Origin of the sequence: Xanthobacter oligotrophicus (genome assembly GCF_008364685.1) — a bacterium.
GTDB lineage: Bacteria > Pseudomonadota > Alphaproteobacteria > Rhizobiales > Xanthobacteraceae > Xanthobacter > Xanthobacter oligotrophicus.
In genome coordinates this window covers 299,305-315,784 of sequence record NZ_VTTL01000005.1, presented here as the reverse complement: position 1 = coordinate 315,784, position 16,480 = coordinate 299,305, and the positions used below count along the sequence as shown (strand labels likewise).

The 16,480-nt window shown below is 70.2% G+C and carries 13 protein-coding genes; 6 read left to right on the top strand and 7 right to left on the bottom strand.

Going from position 1 to position 16,480, the window contains the following annotated elements:
* The first annotated feature begins 577 nt into the window (after positions 1-577).
* Together FZ033_RS10435 and FZ033_RS10430 are read left to right on the top strand one after the other, a co-directional pair.
* Entirely contained in the window at positions 578-847 is a 270-nt protein-coding gene (locus FZ033_RS10435; protein ID WP_149576064.1) for a hypothetical protein, read from the top strand.
* 187 nt (positions 848-1,034) lie between these two features.
* A complete protein-coding gene (locus FZ033_RS10430) occupies positions 1,035-3,536 on the top strand; it encodes a DUF3300 domain-containing protein (RefSeq protein WP_149576063.1) in 2,502 nt (833 codons plus the stop codon).
* 173 nt (positions 3,537-3,709) lie between these two features.
* Here FZ033_RS10430 and mdoH read toward each other — a convergent pair whose 3' ends face one another.
* Positions 3,710-5,581 carry a glucans biosynthesis glucosyltransferase MdoH gene (gene mdoH / locus FZ033_RS10425; protein ID WP_331251172.1) on the bottom strand — a complete coding sequence of 624 codons (1,872 nt, stop codon included), beginning with the start codon at positions 5,579-5,581 and terminating at the stop codon, positions 3,710-3,712.
* A gap of 54 nt (positions 5,582-5,635) precedes the next feature.
* Here mdoH and FZ033_RS10420 point away from each other — a divergent pair, with 54 nt between their 5' ends.
* The 4 genes from FZ033_RS10420 to FZ033_RS10405 all read left to right on the top strand — a co-directional run bounded on the left by FZ033_RS10420 (position 5,636) and on the right by FZ033_RS10405 (position 9,044).
* The gene (locus FZ033_RS10420; protein WP_188079415.1) at positions 5,636-6,640 is read left to right on the top strand and encodes a zinc-dependent alcohol dehydrogenase; all 1,005 of its coding nucleotides are present in this window, start codon (positions 5,636-5,638) and stop codon (positions 6,638-6,640) included.
* Between the two features lie 69 nt (positions 6,641-6,709).
* Positions 6,710-7,141 carry a 6-pyruvoyl trahydropterin synthase family protein gene (locus tag FZ033_RS10415; RefSeq protein WP_149576061.1) on the top strand — a complete coding sequence of 144 codons (432 nt, stop codon included), beginning with the start codon at positions 6,710-6,712 and terminating at the stop codon, positions 7,139-7,141.
* Positions 7,142-7,146: 5 nt separating this feature from the next.
* Positions 7,147-8,190: a glycosyltransferase family 4 protein gene (locus tag FZ033_RS10410; protein WP_149576060.1), complete on the top strand. Its 1,044-nt coding sequence runs from the start codon at positions 7,147-7,149 to the stop codon at positions 8,188-8,190.
* A complete protein-coding gene (locus tag FZ033_RS10405) occupies positions 8,187-9,044 on the top strand; it encodes a class I SAM-dependent methyltransferase (protein WP_149576059.1) in 858 nt (285 codons plus the stop codon). Before FZ033_RS10410 ends, FZ033_RS10405 begins: the two co-directional genes overlap by 4 nt.
* 213 nt (positions 9,045-9,257) lie before the next feature.
* On the opposite strand, the gene FZ033_RS10395 is transcribed toward FZ033_RS10405, so the two are convergent.
* From FZ033_RS10395 to FZ033_RS10370, 6 genes are all read right to left on the bottom strand, one after another.
* On the bottom strand, positions 9,258-9,743 hold the full coding sequence (locus FZ033_RS10395; RefSeq protein ID WP_149576057.1) for a DUF1269 domain-containing protein: 486 nt from the start codon (positions 9,741-9,743) through the stop codon (positions 9,258-9,260).
* A gap of 234 nt (positions 9,744-9,977) precedes the next feature.
* A complete protein-coding gene (locus FZ033_RS10390; RefSeq protein WP_232847421.1) occupies positions 9,978-11,024 on the bottom strand; it encodes an Ldh family oxidoreductase in 1,047 nt (348 codons plus the stop codon).
* The gene (locus tag FZ033_RS10385) at positions 11,021-12,730 is read right to left on the bottom strand and encodes a hydantoinase B/oxoprolinase family protein (protein WP_149576056.1); all 1,710 of its coding nucleotides are present in this window, start codon (positions 12,728-12,730) and stop codon (positions 11,021-11,023) included. The genes FZ033_RS10390 and FZ033_RS10385 overlap by 4 nt, the downstream gene beginning before the upstream one ends.
* Positions 12,731-12,747: 17 nt before the next feature.
* Positions 12,748-14,793: a hydantoinase/oxoprolinase family protein gene (locus FZ033_RS10380; RefSeq protein ID WP_149576055.1), complete on the bottom strand. Its 2,046-nt coding sequence runs from the start codon at positions 14,791-14,793 to the stop codon at positions 12,748-12,750.
* 21 nt (positions 14,794-14,814) lie between these two features.
* Positions 14,815-15,558: an aldolase/citrate lyase family protein gene (locus FZ033_RS10375; protein ID WP_188079414.1), complete on the bottom strand. Its 744-nt coding sequence runs from the start codon at positions 15,556-15,558 to the stop codon at positions 14,815-14,817.
* A 122-nt stretch (positions 15,559-15,680) separates the two neighbouring features.
* A complete protein-coding gene (locus tag FZ033_RS10370; protein ID WP_149576053.1) occupies positions 15,681-16,475 on the bottom strand; it encodes an ABC transporter permease in 795 nt (264 codons plus the stop codon).
* Positions 16,476-16,480 lie beyond the last annotated feature (5 nt).

The following is a 16,480-nucleotide window of genomic DNA, read 5'->3' as shown; positions in this document are numbered from 1 at the left end:
GTCAGCCCGGAATTTCAGGCATGGCCCGCGTGCTCCCTCTCCCAAGTGTGGAGCCGGATTCACCCATCGGGCGCAGGGTGCCCTGATCGGATCCGGATCCGGCGCGCAAGATCTCATCAGGCCGGCGCCCCCGCCCAGCGAAATCCGCATCAGGGTTAAGATCAAGCCCACAACCCCAAAGCACCGGAGCTCTCCACCGTATCTTTCCGCGAGCGCGCGACATGGGGGCCGGGATGGGGTCCGGGGTGGGGTCCGGGGTGGGGTCCGGGGCCTGCTCGCGGAAAGATGAACAAATCCTGACCGAGCAGATGCACCCGGTTCAGGTCGGCAGGCGTAAGACACGAGCACGCATCCTCCGTTGGGGGGACGACCGGGGGGTCGGGTCGTCCTATGCCCAGCGAAGAGACGCGCTGTGAAACGCCAATCCCCGGAGCGATGCCGTGCGAAACGGGGGGCGGTTCGGGTGAAGGGAACGCGGCACGACGACAAGACGGATCCGGCCAGATCAGGTCTTCCAGCTCTGGTGTTCCTGGCCGGCGAATCTGCCTTCTGACGAGAACTTGTTCGAGAGACAGCCATGAAACGGTCTTCCATCATCGCCATGGTCGGCGCCACGCTCGTTGCAGCGAGCCTGTTCGGCGGCGACCTCGTGCGGGCGTTCCCGGCCGTGGGCCCGGACGCCGTGGTTGCCACCGGCGGCGCGCCCTACCGGTGGCACGGCTACTGGAGCACCACAGCCGCCGAGCCTGCCGGCACCGGCAGCCTCTGCCCCTTCCGCAAGACCCTATCGGTCTCCTGGGACGGCCCCCAGCTCAAGTGGCAGCGCGCCTGCGGCGCACCGGCCTGACCGGCCGACAGACGGGCGGCGACCCTTCCAGCCCGATCCGCCCATGGGATCGGGAGAGGGATGGGGCCGGCGCCCACCGACATGTGAATGGAACGGTGGTTTGCGCCACAGCAAGGTACCGCTGACGCTTGCCTGCGAACATGCTAGTCCTCCCGCCGTCCCGACGGACTTGGAAGGAAGTGACTTCATGACGCGACTTTGGACCGGCGTCTCGGCCGCCGTCCTCTCCGCCGCCCTGCTCTGGAGCACAAGCGGCCAGGCCCAGCCCGCACCAGCTCCCCAGGGGCAGGATGCAGCCGGCCAGCAGGCGCCCCTGGCGTGGCCGCGGGACTTCACCCTCGCCGGCGATCAGGTGCTCCAGCTCTACCAGCCCCAGGTCGACAGCTGGACCGGCGACGTGATGTCCGGCCGCGCGGCGGTGGCCATCGGTCCCAAGTCCGGCACCCCCACCTACGGCATGGTGCGATTCTCGGCGCGCGTCGCCGTCGACAAGCCCGCCGGCCTCGTCCACCTCGCCACCATCTCCATCGAGGGGGTGGAGGTGCCCACCGAGCCGGCCAAGGCCTCCCTCATCCGCTCCACCCTCCAGTCGCGCCTGCCCGCCAACGGCATGACCGTGCCGCTTGACCAGTTGCAGGCGAGCTACGCGGTGAACCAGGAGCTGGCCAAGCTCAAGTCCCAGCCGGTGGACAACACCCCGCCGCAGATCCTGTTCGCCACCAGCACCACCGTGCTGGTGCCCGTGGCCGGCACGCCGGTGCTGCGGCCCATCTCCGGCGCGCCCACCTTCCAGCGCGTGGTCAACACCCGCCCGCTGCTGCTGCTCGACGAGGCCGGCACCTATCATCTGGAGGCCGGCGGCCACTGGTATGAAAGCCCCAACCTCACCGGCACCTGGATCCTCACCCCCCAGATTTCGGATGCGCTCTCCGCCGCCGCCAAGGCCGCGGCACAGGAGCAGGCCGCCGATCCGCTGCTGGACGGCAAGGGCAAGCCCATCAACCCGGCGCCCGCCATCCTCGTCGCCACCCAGCCGGCCGAGCTGATCCAGTCCAACGGCCCGCCGCAGATGCTGCCGGTGGCCGGCACCAATCTGCTCTCCATGAACAATGCCGACCACGCGGTGTTCATGGAGACCACCTCCAACACCTACTACATCCTGCTGTCCGGCCGCTGGTTCCGTGCCCCCGACCTCAAGGGGCCGTGGGCCTTCGTGGCGAGCAACGCGCTGCCGAAGGATTTCGCGAAGATCTCGCCCAACGATGCCAAGGCCAACGTGCTGGTCTCGGTGGCCGGCACGCCGCAGGCGAAGGAGGCGGTGATCGCCGCCACCATCCCGCAGACCGCCACCGTGAAGCGGGACGTGCCCCTGAAGGTCGCCTTCGACGGCGCGCCGCGCTTCGAGCCCATTCCCGGCACCGGCCTCAACTACGCCATCAACACCCCGACCCCGGTGATCCAGCTCGATACCGAGCGCTATTATGCGGTGAACGACGGCATCTGGTTCGTCGCCGAGACCGCCACTGGCCCCTGGCGCGTGACCGACGTGGTACCGGACGTGATCTATACGATCCCGGTCTCCTCGCCGCTGCATTACGTCACCTATGTGCGGATCTATGCCTCCACCCCGGAAGCGGTAGTGGTGGGCTATACACCGGGCTACATGGGCGTGGTGGTGGCGCCGGGCGGCACCGTGGTCTACGGCACCGGCTACACCTGCCCGGGCTATGTGGGCACCTACTGGGCGTCCTGCCCGGTGACCTATGGCGTCGGCGCCGGCTTCGCGCTCGGCGTGGCGGACGGCTTCGCCTTCGGCTTCGCCGCCGGCTGGCCGTGGGGCGCGGCGGTGACGCCCTATTGGGGTCCGTACTGGGGCGCCGGCTATGGTCCCTACGCAGGACCGTGGGGCGGCCACTGGGGCTATACCAACATCAATCAGGCCAACATCTACGGCCGCTGGGGCGGCGCCGCCACGGTGAACCACGCCTGGGGCACCACCTGGAACGGCACCGAATGGTCCGGCCGCGACTGGCACGGCACCACCGGGGGAGGCACCGGCTTCACCGGCCGCTCGGGCGCCGCGTTCAATCCCTACACCGGCAATTACGCCGCCGGCGCCGAGAACGCCCGCTACAATCCCACAACCGGCGCCCGGGGCGAATCCCGCGCCGGGGTGGAAGGCAACGCCTACACGGGCAATGCCGCCGCAGGCCGCGAATCGGCCGGCTATAACCCCACCACCGGCACCGGCCACGCCTCCCAGACTGCCGTTACCGACCATGACGGCAAGGTGAGCGTGGACAGCCGCGGCGTCGCCGGCAACGTCAAGACTGGCAATGCGGTGGCCTGGAACAACGGCCATGTGGCCGTGGACCACGACGGCCATGTCTACCAGAACACCGATTCCGGCTGGAAACAGCACACCAACTCCGGCTGGCAGAACGTGGATCGCACCGCCGACACCAGCCGCCTCGACGACGAGGAGCGCGCCCGCTCCGTGAGCCAGCAGCGGGTGTCAAGCTACGGCGGCGCGCACTACGGCGGCGAAAGCTACGGCGGGGGAGAGCGCTTCGGCGAGGGCGGCGAGCGTTACGGCTCGGGCGGCTTCGACCGGGGCTTCGGCGGCTATGGCGGCGGCGAACGCTTCGGCGGTGGCGGCTTCCGGGGCGGCGGCGGCTTTCGTCGCTGAGCCAGACGGACGGGCAAGCGAGAAGCGTGCCCGTCCCCAAAACTCCAGCAAAACAAACGCTCCCCGGCCTCCAGCCCGGGGGGCCCTCTATCATCAAGATATCCACCCGGGCGCGACCCTGACTGGGCCGATCCGCGCCTCTATGCTGCCACCCGCGCAGGACGGCTTCAGCTTCAGGCCGCGGCCCGCTCGCGCCGGCTTTCGCCGGAAAGGATGCGCTGCACGTCGCTCGGGGCGAACTCCTCCGGCACGGCGCACAGGCGGGTTTTGACCGCGAAGCGGGCAAAACGGGGATCGGCGGTGGCCACCGTGAACGGAATGGCGAGCACATAGCCCGCCAGCACCGGCGCTGCCCACACGATCAAGCCGGGGGACACCACGGCGAGCCCCGCCGTCACCGAAAGGCCGAACACCGTCTGCGGCCAGAAGGCGCGCGCCGCCGCCATCCAGCTCACCCCATGCCCGTCGCGGGCCTGCGCCATCCAGCCGGAGCGCGCGCGGCCCAGCAACAGGCGAGCGATCTCCAGGGTCACCGCCAGCGCGGTGATGGCCGAGAGCAGGAACGAGAACACCAGCTCCACCGCCACCGACGCCGCAAAGCGCCCTGCCCCGCCATAGCGCGCCACCCCGCCCGGCGTCAGCGCCACGTCGGCGACGCCGGCAAGCTTCGGCGCCAGCGCCATCAGCAGCATCCCGCCATAAAGGCCGATGGCGAGGCCGGCGGGATAATCCGGCATCCCCGCCGCCTGCGCCGCCGCGAACGGCAGGAGCGCGATCAGCAGCGGATGGGCCGGCACGGTCACGAACATGAGGATGGCCCAGACCAGCTGGAACCGGCTCATGGGCTTGAGGCTGGCGCCAAAACCGGGCTGCGCCAGCAGCCGCAGATATTGTAGGTTGCCGAGGCACCAGCGCAGGTCGCGCGACACGAAATCGGTGACGGCCGGCGGGTTCTCCTCATAGCTCTCGCTCTCCACCGGGAGCACCCGCACCTCGTAGCCGGCGCGGCGCATCAAGGCCGCCTCCACCTGGTCATGGGATAGGATCGGGCCGCCCAGGGGCGGGGCGCCGGGCAGGTGCGGCAGATGGCAAAAGGCGCGGAACGGGGTGATGCGGATCAACGCGTTATGGCCCCAGAACGGCCCGCACTCCCCCGCCCACCAACTCGCCCCCAAAGTGTAGCAGCGCATGCCGTGGCGCATGCCGAACTGGAACATGCGGGCAAAGGCGCTCTTCGCCGGCAGCCCCACCACAAGGCTCTGCAGGATGCCGAGGCGGGGATGGGCTGCCATCAGGCGCGCCATGCGCAGGATGGTGGCGGCGCCCATGAGGCTGTCGGCATCCAGCGGCAGCATGAAGTCGTAGCGCGCGCCGGCGGTGAGGCAGAAATCGCGGATGTTGCCGGCCTTGAAGTCAGTGTTCTCCGGCCGACGGCGATAGAAGATACGGGAAACCCCCTCCTCGCTCCGCCATGCGGCCATCTCCCTCTCTTCCGCCGCCGCGATCTCGGGGCGCGAGGTGTCGCTGAGCACATGGAAATCGAACAGGGCGCCGTGGCCGCTGGCATCAAGGTCGGCCTTCACCGCCCTGAGGCGGGCCAGCGCGCGCGCGGGATCCTCGTTGCGCACGGTGAGCAGGATGGCGGTGCGCGCGGTGAGCGGCCCCTGCGGCTCCGGGGCGAGGAAGGGCGCCGCCGCCTCCACCCCGCGCCGGCGCCCGTGCAGCAGCGCGAGACCGGTGATCGCGTTCCAGAACCCGATGGCGTTCCACGGCGTTATGGCGAGGGCGCACAGGAGGATGAGACCATCCACGAGGGTAAATCCGCCATGGATGCCCAGCGCGGCGACCCCCGCCAGCACCACCAGCAGCGTCAGAGCGTTGGCCGCCAGCATGAACAGCCGGCGCCGGCCGAGCGCCGCCATCGGCTGGAGCAGGGCCGGGGTGAAATCGGCGGCAGGGCTCACTTCAGGCGGTGGACCGGACCTCGAAGACATGCATAGCTCCAACTGCCGGACCCGGCTCAAGGCTGAAAACGCATCCCGCACCCGCCGCCAGCAAGGCCGCAGCAGACCCCTGAAGCGCTATACGAAAGCGACGGCATGACAGCCCTTGATGCGTCAAAATGTCTCAAATCCGTCGAGGGCCGGGCACTGTGGACCGTCGGCCCCGGCGCAGCGGCCCTACGCACGGAAGAGCTGCCGCCCCCCTCCCTCGACGAAGCGCGGGTCGCCACCGTGTGGAGCGCCATCAGCCGCGGCACCGAACGCCTCGTGTTTCAGGGCCTCACCGATCCCGTCCACCGCGACCGCATGCGCGCGCCGCTGCAGCAGGGCGACTTCCCCTTCCCGGTAAAATACGGCTATTGCGCGGTCGGCCGGGTGGAGGCGGGTCCAGCCGCATTGGAAGGCCGGCTGGTCTTCGCCCTCGCCCCGCACCAGACGCGCTTCAACGCTCCCGCGTCCATGCTGACGCCGCTGCCGGAGGGCCTGCCGCCGCGCCGCGCGACCCTTGCCGCCAACATGGAAACCGCCCTCAACGCCCTGTGGGATGGCGGTGCCGGCCCCGGCGATCGTATCGTGGTGGTGGGGGCGGGCCTCGTGGGCCTGCTGGTCACCTATCTCGCCGCCCGCCTGCCAGGGGCGGAGGTCACCGCCATCGATCCTGATGAGAGCCGCGCGGGGCTGGCGCGCTCCTTCGGCGCCGCCTTCGCCCCCTCCAGCGCGGGGGTTGCCGATGCCGACCTCGTCTTCCACACCAGCGGCAGCGGCGCGGGGCTGGCGACGGCGCTGGCCTGTTGCGGCGAGGAAGCCCGGGTGGTGGAGATGAGCTGGTATGGTGACAAGGGCGTGAATGCGCAGCTCGGCGGCGCCTTCCACCACCGGCGCCTGCAGATCGTCTCCTCGCAGGTGGGCATGGTGAGCCCCGCCCGCCGCCCGCGCTGGAGCCACCGGCGGCGGCTGGAGAAGGCGCTGGCCCTCCTCGAAGACCCCGCCCTCGATGCGCTCATCACCGACGAGGTGGCCTTCGACGATCTGCCGCAGGCCCTGCCGCGTATCCTTGCGGACGGGGCGGCAGGCATCGCCACGGTGGTGCGCTACAAGTGACGCCGATGGCACCGGCTTCGGGCACGCGCTGCGCGGGCCTGCCCCGGAACCCACGCAAGGGAGTTATGCATGTATGCGGTAGAGGTGCGGGACCACATCATGATCGCCCACAGCTTCAAGGGCGCCCTGTTCGGCCCCGCCCAGGCGCTGCATGGCGCCACCTTCGTGGTGGACGTGGCCTTCTATCGCCGCGAGCTGACGGTGGAGGGGGTGGTGGTGGACATCGCCCGCGCCCACGATGCGCTCAAGGCCGTGCTCGGCCCGCTCAACTACAAGAACCTCGACGAGGTGCCGGACTTCGCCGGCCGCAACACCACCACGGAAGTGCTGTGCCGGCACGTCTTCGACAAGATGGCCCAGGCGGCGCGCGCCGGCGAACTGGGCGCTGGCAGCGAGGCGCTGACCCGCATCCGCGTGATGCTGCACGAATCCCACGTGGCCCGCGCCTGGTACGAGGCCGACCTCGCCGCCGACGACGCCTCCCTCCAGCTTTTGTCCTGAGATCCATGCCCGTCGCCTTCGTCCACCCCGGCCCGCTGGACACACCTACCGGGGGCTATGCCTATGACCGGCGCGTCATCGCCGAGCTTCAGGCCACGGGCCTCGACATCGCGCCCCTTAGCCTCGACGGCGCCTTCCCCACCCCGACCGGGGCCGAGGTGGACGCGGCCCTCGCCCGGCTCGCGGCAACCGCGCCGGACACCATCCTGCTGGGCGACGGCCTCGCCTTCGGCGCCCTGCCGGCGGACCGGCTGAAGGGGCTGGGCCGTCGCCTCGTCGCGCTGGTGCATCATCCGCTGGCGCTGGAGACGGGGCTGCCTGCGGATCTGGCCGAACATCTGTTCCAGAGCGAGAAGGCGGTTCTGAACGCCGCCGATGCGGTCATCACCGTGAGCCCCGAGACCGGCCGTACCCTGGTGGCGCGCTATGGCGTTGCCCCCGAGCGCCTGACATTGGCCGTGCCCGGCACCGAGCCCATGGCCCGCGTGCCCGCCGATGGCGAGCCGCCGCGCCTGATCGCCGTGGGCTCGCTGACCCCGCGCAAGGGCTACGACATCCTGTTCGATGCCCTCGACCTGATCGCCGACCTCGATTTTTCCCTCGCCATCGCCGGCGCCGCCCATCTCGATCCTCCCACGGCGGAGATGGTGGCGGCGCGGGCGGCGGCGGCCCCGCGCGGCAACATCCGTCTGCTCGGCCAGCTCGATCGCGCCGACCTCGATGCCGCCTATGGGGAGGCGGACATCTTCGTGCATCCCTCGCTTTATGAGGGCTATGGCATGGTGCTGGCGGAAGCCATGCGGCGCGGCCTGCCCGTGGTGTGCACCACCGGCGGCGCGGCGGGCGAGACGGTGCCGGACGGCGCCGGCCTGAAGGTGCCGCCGGGCGATGCGGCAGCCTTCGCGGACGCCCTGCGCAGCCTCATCGCCGATCCGGCCCGGCGCCGGGCCTTCGCCGACGCGGCCTTCGCCGCTGGGCAACAATTACCCTCCTGGGCCGACACCGCCGCCACCATCGGCCGGGTGCTGGCGAACACGAGCCGCACGTGACCCTTCCCATCCCCGCCACCTTCTCCGACGACTGGCTCTCGCTCCGCGAGCCGGCCGACCACCGCTCCCGCAACATGGCGCTGGAGGCGGAGCTGGCGCGCTATCTGGAAGAGGTGGAGGAGCAGCGCATCGTCGATCTCGGCGCCGGCTCCGGATCGAACCTCAGGGCGCTGGCGCCGCGCCTTGGTCCACGCCAGCACTGGGTTCTGATGGATCACGACGGCGCTCTCGCCGAGGCCGCCCGCACCCGCCTGAAGGCTTTCGCGGACAGCTGGCGGAAGACGGGCGACACGCTGGTGCTTGCCCTGGGCGCGCGGGAGATCCGGGTGGACTTCGCCATCGCGGACCTTGCCCGCGATCCCGCCGCGCCGCGCGCCTTCGCGCCGCATCTGGTCACCGCCTCGGCGTTCCACGATCTGGTCTCGGCGCAGTGGTGCGAGAGCTTCGCGCAGGGGATGGCCGGCTCGGGCATCCTCGTCCACGCCGCCCTCATCTGCGACGGGCAGGATGCCTGGGCACCACCCCATCCGGCGGACGCCGCCATCGCGGCGGGCTTTGCCGCCCATCAGGGCATCGACAAGGGCTTCGGCCCGGCGCTCGGACCCGACGCCGCGCGGGTGCTCGGCGCGGCGCTGGCACGGGTGGGCTATGAGGTAGGGCAGGCACAGAGCCCGTGGCGGCTCGTTCCCGGCGACCGAGCGCTGATCCAGAAGCTCGCCGCCGGCACGGCCGCAGCGGCGGTGGAGAGCGGTCGCGTCGATGCGGCCACCGCGCAGGACTGGGCGCGCCACCGGGCCGATGCGGAGGCCTGCGCCATCGGCCATCTGGACGTTCTGGCGGTGCCGCGTGCCTGATCTGGCGCGGCGCCGGTAACGCCTTCAGCTTTATGATCCCCACTCGGACGGTGGGGACCGCCGGGCTGCCTCACCGCCTCGCTGCGGCAGCCCGGCTATCACACAAAAGGCGAGAGCGGTTTCCGCTCGCCCTGGCTCACGGAAAACGCTCTAGACTCTCGTCTTGACGCGTTTTCTTCACGCGAACCGGTGCCCACTTCGCTTGAAAACGCTCTACGCGCCCTTGAGGGCGGCCTGGAGCTTTTCTTCCTGCTCGGTGGACAGGCTGGTCTGGAGCACGGTGCCGCCAAACTTGGCCATGTCGGCCACCACCTTGTCCGCGGTCACCTTGCCGACGAGCACGCAGAGCGCCGCCTGATTCGGGCCAAGGGCCGAGCTGGCCTGCTTGATGAAGTCGTCGTTGATGCCCACGTCGGTGAACTTTCCGGCGAGGGCGCCCGCGCCGGCGCCGATGGCCATGCCCAGGAGCGGGTTCAGGAACAAAAGCCCGACGAGGCCGCCCCACAGGCCGCCCGACGCCGCACCGGCAAGGGTCGTGTTCAACAGCTGGTTCAGCTTGATCGAGCCGTCTTCCTGCCGGACCGCCACCACGGCGTCGCCCAGCTCGATCAGATATTCCTTCTGGAGCTTCAGAAGCTCCTGTCGGGCGGCCTCCGCTTTGGCCTCAGACTCATAGGCAATGATAACGAGGTCGGCCATGTCACTCTCCAAGGCAGTGCATCCGGGTTCGTATCGGACCCGCCGCACCGCCATACAGGGCATGTCCGCGCGATACGCAACCCCCGTCGACCGCCGAGGAATGTCCGGCGCGCCCTTCGTCACGAAGACAGGCCGGCCGCGCCCGAGGCCGGCTCCAAAGTCAGGTTGCTGGCGCGCATGGTGCGGCGGCCCTTCAAGGATAAGGCCGCCGGCAAGAGGAGCGCGGCCGCCCAGTCACTGACCGGCGATGATCGCCTCCAGCCTTTGCTTGAGGGCCTGCGGGATCTCCACCCCGGTGGCCGCCGTGCGCAGGCGGGCGCCGGCCCGCCGCGCGCCGGGCAGGCGTGCGCCTTCCTGATCGGCGATGGCCGCGAACAGACGGGCGAGCCGACCAGGCGCCGCCGGTCCCGCCAGTGGCCCCGGATCGATGGCGATGAAGAATTGCCCCGTGCGTGGCGAGCCGCCCGCATTGTCGGCGAAGGACGAGGCCTCGATGGAGAGATTCGCCCCCGTGAGCCAGGCCGCCAGCACCTCCACGAGGAGCGCGAGCCCCGCGCCCTTGTGCCCGCCCATGGGCACCATGCTGCCGCCGGCCAGCGCGGCCTTGGGATCGGTGGTAGGGCGTCCGTCCTTGTCGAGGGCCCAGCCGAGGGGGATCGGTTCGCCGCGCTGGTCGTGCACGACGATCTCGCTCTTGGCGACGACGCTCGAGGACTGGTCGAGGACCAGCGGCTCCTCCCCTGCCCGTGGCACCGCGAAGGCGATGGGATTGGTGCCGAACACCGGCGTGACGCCGCCCACCGGGGCGATGGAGGCCGGCGCGTTCACGAAGCCGAGCGCGACCAGTCCCGCCTTGGCGATCCGCTCCACGTGATAGCCCACCACGCCGCAATTGTAGGAGTTGGTGACCGCCAGCGCGGCGATCCCCTGCCCCCGCGCCGCCTCGATCAGGGCCGGCAGCCCGAGGTCGATGGCCGGATGGGCAAAGCCGTCCGCCGCATCCACCAGGACCTGCCCCGGACGGGGCCGCGACAGGGCCGGCACAGCCTTGCCATCGATCTTGCCCACCTTGGCGTGGGCGCAATAGGTGGGCAGGCGGGCGAGGCCGTGGCTATGCACGCCCTCCGCCTCCGCCGCCACCACGGACGCCGTGACGGAGAGGGCATTGACGCTCGACACCCCGGACGCGACGAGCGCGCGGAAGGTCAGGTCCTCCACCTCCTTCAGGGTGAGGGCCGCCATCGGGATGGAAGGAGATTGGACCGAAGCGTGCGCGCTCATGCGGCCTCTCCGGTGATCTTGCGCGCCTCGGCATCGAGCGCCACCGCGCCGTAGAGCGTGCGCGCGGCCTCCTCGGTCACGAGGCCCTCGGCGAGGTCCTCGGCGAGCCGCGCCGGGTCACGGTCCTCGGGCTTGCCGAAGCCGCCGCCGCCGGAGGTCTTGATGGTCACGGTGTCGCCGGCCGCGAGCGCAATGCCGGAGACCTTGGAGTTGAGGCTCACGGCGGTGCCGTCTGCCTTCGTCACCGTGGTGGAGGAGAGCGAGCCGGGCTTGCCGCCGTTGATGCCGTAGGGCGGGAAGCGGAAGCGCTCGAAATTGGTGGAGAGCGAGCCTTCCGGCGCCTCCAGGCGGAATTCACGCACGAGGCCGAGCCCGCCGCGGTTCTCACCCGCGCCGCCGCTGTCCGGCAGCAGGCCGTAGCGGGTGAACACCACCGGATACTTGGCCTCCACCATCTCGATGGGGGCATTGGTGTTGTTGTGGAGGCCGCAGGACAGGGCGCTTGCGCCGTCGCCGCCCGCATGGCCGCCCCAGCCGCCCACCTCGATGTCGAAATACACCTGCCGCCGGGCGTCCGGCCGCACGATGGAGACCGCATAGACGTAGGAGATGGCGTAATAGGCCGCCGGGATGCGCTCCGGCGCGATCTGGGCCAGCGCCCCGAACACGCAGGTGGCGATGCGGTGGTTCACCACCATGCGGCCAGCCACGGGAGCGGGGAATTGCGCGTTCACCACGCTGCCCTCGGGCAGCGCCACGGTAACCGGCCGGTAGCAGCCGGAATTGGCCGGAATGTCCGAACCGAGCGCCGCGAGCAGCGCGTAATAGACCGCCGAGCAGGTCATAGCCGGGGTGTTGTTCACCGGGCCGCGCACCTGCGGGCTGGAGCCGGCGAAATCGAAGGCGATGGTGTCGCCGCTCTTGGTGATCTTCACCTCGAGACGGATGGGCTCCTGCGACTGGCCGTCGTCATCCACCGTCTCCACGAAGGAGGCTGTGCCATCCGGCAGGGCGGCAATGGCCGCGCGCATCATGCGCTCGGAGCCGTCGAGGATGGCAGACATGGCGGCCGAAAGCGTGCCGCTGCCGTACTTGCGGGCGATGCGCGACACCGCTTTGGCGCCGATGCCGAGCGCCGCGATCTGGGCATTGAGGTCGCCACGGGTCTCTTCCGCCTGGCGCACATTGTAGAGCAGCATCTCGAACACGCCGGTGTTCAGGATGCCCTTCTCCACGAGGCGCAGCGGGGGAATGCGGATGCCTTCGTGGAAGATCTCGGTTGCCGCCGCATAATAGGAGCCGGCCGCGCCGCCGCCCACGTCCACGTGGTGGCACAGGGTGCCGACGATGGCGACGCGCTCCCCGTCCACGAACACCGGGCGGAAGGTCTGGATGTCCGGCAGGTGCTGGCCGCCGGCATAGGGATCGTTGGTGACGATGACGTCGCCCTCGTTCCAGCTGTCCAGCGGAATGAACTTTTCCAGCACGGTCTTCAGGCAGTCGGACATGGAGTTGAGGTGCACCGGGATGCGCGCCGACTGGGCGATGTTGCGGCCCTGGGCATCGAACACGGCGGTGGAGAAATCGAGGATCTCGCGCACGACCGTGGAGCGGCTGGTGCGCCAGATGGTGATGCTCATTTCCTCGGCGGCGGCGACCAGCGCGTTGCGGATCACTTCGAGGCGGACGGGATCGATGGGGCTCATGATGGGTCCTCAAGCTCTCAGTGACGCTGGGTGCGCTCGGCAACGAGGGCGCCCGTGGCGTGGGAACGGATGGTCCAGCCGGCCGGCAGGTAGGTGGCGGTGTAGACCTCCTCCACCACGGCGGGGCCGGCGACGCCTTCGGCGGTCACCGCCTCGCGGGCGACCACGCGGGTCTCGACGAAGCCGCCGCGGCCATAGACCGGGCGGATCTGCTCCGCGCCCGCCACCGCGCCGGTAGCCGGCGCCGGGGTGGGCTTGGCGAGGCGGCCTACAGCGGAGAGGCGCAGCGCCACCACTTCCACCGGCACGGCCGGCTCGTCATAGGAGAAACGCTGGCGGTGCAGGGCGTGGAAGGCTGCTGCCGCCCTGGCGATGCCTTCGGGCGAGAAGTCCGCCTCCGGCAGTTGCACCCGCAGGTCGAAGGCCTGGCCCTGGTAGCGCAGGTCCAGCGCCCATTCGAAGGCGCGGTTCGCGGCGGCCACGCCGTCCTCGGCGAGCAGCCGGTCGCCGTCTTTGGCCAGCGCCACCGCGCGATCGGCAAGGCTCGGGCCGATGTCGGCGAGGAGGCCGATCTGGGTGGAGGCGAGGTCGTGGGTGATATCCGACCACAGGATGCCCCAGGCCGACAGAGTGGAGGCATGGGCCGGGAAGATCACCTTGTTCATGCCCAGCTCCTCGGCCACCTCGCAGGCATGAACGCCGCCGGCGCCGCCGAAGGAGAGCAGGGCGAAGTCTTCCGGGTCCATCCCTTTCTCGAACAGCGAGAGGCGGATGGCGGTGGCGAGGCTGGAATTGGTGACGGCGATGACGCCGGCCGCCGTCTCCTCGGGGGACAGCTTCAGCTTGCCGGCCACATCCACTGCGGCCCGTCCGGCGGCGTCACGGTCGAGGCCCATGCGGCCGCCCATGAAGCTTGATCCATCGAGCCGGCCGAGCAGCAGGTTGGCGTCGGTGACGGTGAGCCGCTCGCCGCCGCGGCCGTAGCAGGCCGGGCCCGGCTCGGCACCGGCGCTGTGGGGGCCGATGCGCAGGCGTCCGCCGTCATCCACCCAGGCGATGGAACCGCCACCGGCGCCGATGGTACGCATCTCGATCATGGGCAGGCGCACGGGCAAGCCGTCCACGTCGCCCTCGTTGACCATGGAGACGACACCGTCATGCACCACCGACACGTCGAAGCTGGTGCCGCCCATGTCCACGGCCACGAGGTTGGGCTCGTCGAGGGCGGCGGAGAGGCGCCGGGCCGCCGCCGCGCCGCCCGAGGGGCCGGAGAGCAGCAAGCGCGCCGGCTCGCGGCCCGCCTTGCCGAGGCCCGCCACGCCGCCGTTGGACTGAACCAGATAGACCTGGGTCTGCGGCACCTCTTCCTTCAGCTTGCCGGCGAGGCGGTCAGTATAGGTCTTCACCACCGGCACCAGGAGCGCATTGAGCAATGTGGTGGACATGCGCTCGTATTCGCGCAGCTCCGGGGAGATGTCGCAGGACAGGGAGACTTCGACGCCCGGCAGCAGCGCCCGCAGGATCTCGCCGGCCCGCCGCTCGTGCACCGCATTGGCGTAGGCATTGAGGAAGCACACCGCCACCGACTTCACACCCGATTGGATCAGCGCGCCGGCCAGCGCCTCCACCGCGGCCTCGTCGAGGGCGGTGATGATGCGCCCGTCCGCGCCGATGCGCTCGGGCACGCCGAAGGACAGGCGCCGCTTCACCAACGCCGGAGGGGGCGAGGCGGTGATGGCGTAGACATCGGTCCGGCCATGGCGGCCGATCTGCATCACGTCCTCGAAGCCGGCGGTGGTCACCACCGCGCCCAGCGGCAGCTTGCGTTCCAGCACCGCGTTGGTGGCGATGGTGGTGCCGTGCAGCAGGTACTGCACCTGGTCGAGGGAGAAGCCGAAGCGCTCGCTCGCCTCGCGGATGCCGGTGAGCAGGCCGATGGAGGGATCGGACGGCGTGCTCGGCGTCTTCATCTGGTGGATTTCGCCGGTCGCCGCATCGAGGATCTCGATGTCGGTGAAGGTGCCGCCAATATCGACGGCGATGCGGATGGGCGCGGTGCTCATGGGATGTCTCGATGCCGGAGTTCAGATGAGGCCTTCGGCGGCAAGGCCGTCGACGAGGGAGGCGAAGGCGGCGCGCACCATGTAGAACTGGGCGCCCACCACGGTGACGGACACGCCATGCTCACGGGCGAAGGCGCGTTCCGGGGCGGTCCAGCAGGGCATGACCCAGGGCTTGCCGGCGGCCTTGGCGGCAGCGGCGATGCGGGCGATGTCCAGCTTGTCGGCGTCGTTGAATGTGTAGCGCAGGTTGCCCGCGGCCATGGACAGGTCGGTGGGGCCGGCGAACAGGCCGTCCACGGTGGGAAGCTGGGCGATAGCCTCCACGTCGGCGAGGGATTCCCGGCTCTCGATCATGGGCCAGCAGGCGGTGCGGGCGTTCTCGTCGGCGCCGTAGGTCGCGCCGGCGGGGCCGTAGCCCACGGTCCGCCCGCCGGCATAGGAGCGCACGCCCAGCGACGGATATTTCGTCGCCGCCGTGACCGCCCGAGCGTGGGCGAGGTCGCCGATATGGGGGATGATGATCGCATCCGCGCCGAAATCGAGCGCCTGCTGGATCGGCTCGGTGAGCGGCCCCAGCACCTTGGCATAGACCTTCATGCCGAGCGCCCGGCAGAAGGGGATGACCCGGTCGAGGTCGTCGAGGTTGAAGGTGCCATGCTCGATATCCAGCACCACGGCGGTGAAGCCGGCGTCCCGCGCGATCTCGATGTGCGGGAAGGTGGGCGCGGTGAGCCAGAAGGCAAATGTCGCGAGCGAACGGGTCACGGAAGACTCCAGGGCGCGGGGTAAGCTCTCCCGTTCCCGCGCAAGGCGGGTCGGGCGAAGGGCGGGATGGCGAAAGCAGGGTGAGGGGGAGGTCCGGCGTCAGCCGCCGGGCCGGCCTGCGGTCATTTGACGAAGGTTCGGGTGAGGCCGACGGTGCGGTCCACCACCACCACGACCACGAGAGTGAGCACCACCAGCAGCACCGAGATGGACGCCGCCATGGGGTCCGCCTGCTGCTCCACGTGGTGATACATGGCCACCGGAAGGGTGGAGAGGCGCGGGCCGGTCATGAACAGCGACAGCACCACCTCGTCGAACGAGACGAGGAAGCACAGCGCCGCCGTGGACACGAGCCCGGAGCGCATCATGGGCAAGGTCACGCGGAAGAACACCGTGAGCGGCCGCGCCCCCAGGGTGGAGGCGGCTTCCTCCACCGGCAACGGCAGGTTGGCGAGGGCGGTGCTGAGCACCCGCACCGCATAGGGCAGCGTCACCACCAGATGGGCGGCCACCAGCCCCTGGAAGGTGCCGAGCAGGCCCAGCGGCGCGAATACCAAGAGGATGGCGAGGCCCAGCACGATGGTGGGCAGCAGCAGCGGCGCCGAGAACAGGTTGGAGAGGATTTCCGCGCCCGGCAGCTTCAGCCGCACCAGCGCATAGGCCGCCGGCAGGCCGACGGCGAGCGACACCAGGGTGACCACCACGGCCAGCGCGAGGGAGACCCAGAAGGCGTTCATCATGGCCGGGTTGGCGAAGATGGCGCCATACCACTTCACGCTCCAGCTCTCAGGCGGAAACGCCATGTAGGCATCGCCGCTGAAGGAGATGGGCACGATCACCAGGAGCGGCGCCAGCAGGAACACGAACATGGCGCCGGCTGCGATCTTGAGGGCGGGGGAGACGGGGCGTTCGTCCATGGATC